Annotated in this window: 1 protein-coding gene; it reads right to left on the bottom strand. The window is 66.8% G+C overall.

Annotated features, from left to right (window positions below; all coding sequences use genetic code 11):
* Positions 1-46 precede the first annotated feature (46 nt).
* On the bottom strand, positions 47-925 hold the full coding sequence (locus AC1VAN_RS22290) for a tetratricopeptide repeat protein (RefSeq protein ID WP_442251057.1): 879 nt from the start codon (positions 923-925) through the stop codon (positions 47-49).
* Between the last annotated feature and the right edge of the window lie 323 nt (positions 926-1,248).

Consider the following 1,248-nt stretch of genomic DNA (forward strand, 5'->3'; position numbering starts at 1 on the left):
GTTATGGGTAGCGCCGGGCCATGCCCGGCGAGCGCAGCGGCGCGCGTTACTCCGAAAAACTGAAGAACGGCGGTTCGACCGCTTTCTTCCAGTAGCTCGGCGCCGCCATGTAGAACTGCTGTGCTTCCGCCTTGGCAAACCAGGCCGCAGCAGCGTCAGGGTTCTTCTCGACGCCCGGCGCACTGCGGCCCAGCAGCAGCCCGGCGAAGTACTGGCCGAACACATTGCCCTTCTCGCCGGCGCGCTGGTACAGCTGCAGCGCACGCGCCGGATCGCGCGGCAGTCCCACGCCCTTCTCCAGCAGCGCGCCCAGGTCCACCTGCGCTTCGGCATCGCCGCGCTCGGCGCGACGCTGGATCTGCGCAACCAGCGGATGCACGCTGTCGCCCTGCGCGGCCACCGCATCCGGCAGTCGCGACGATGAACTCGGGTAGCGCTGGTAGATCATTCCGCGCAGGTCCCAGCACAGCGCCTGTTGCGCGTCGCCACGCTGGCGATAGGCCTTGGCGAGTTCGTAGAACGCATAGGGATTGCCGTGGTAGGCCGCCGCCAGATAGGCGCGTTCGCCACGCCGCCAGGACGCGCGCAGCACCGGCGCAGGGTTGATGTGGGGGCTGTCGGCATACCGCAGCGTGCCGGAGATCCAGATCCGGCCCAGGGCTTTTTCCGCCTTGGTGTTGTGGAAGGTCCAGGGGGTGACCGCTGCGGCACGCTCGTAATAGGCGATGGCGCGCGGATCGTTGAAGCGCTCGAAGGTTTCCGCGGTATCAAAGGCCCCCTCGAAGCTGCCGTCGGTTCCGCGTTGTTCCAGGCTCTGCTGCTGAGCCGGCGGAAGGAGCGAGGGTGGGGGCAGGGTCTGGCAGGCGGCCAGGCCCAGGCAGATCAGGGCGGCCAGAGCCGCGTTGCGTCCGTTGCGGTGTTGCATTTCCATTGCACGTTTCATGGCGGGCCATTATGCGCTCTGCGGAGTGGTTGCCAACGCAACGGTTGCGCCGTGCCGGAAAGCGGGGTAGGGTCGATGCCATGTCGATCCGCCTGGCCACCGCCGTCAACAACACCAACCGCAATAATCTGCGTGCGAATAATCGTGCGCGGCCGATGCGGGACTGCGCCCTGGGTAGATAGACAGCAACATACGCCCGGACACCAGAAAACCCGCATCGGCCGATGCGGGTTTTTTTGTGCCCGGGCGCAGCCCCACCCGGGCCTGGATGGCCGGTCGAACACCTTCCCCCCGTGTACTTCCCC

This window comes from Stenotrophomonas sp. 05L44_2 (genome assembly GCF_056665995.1).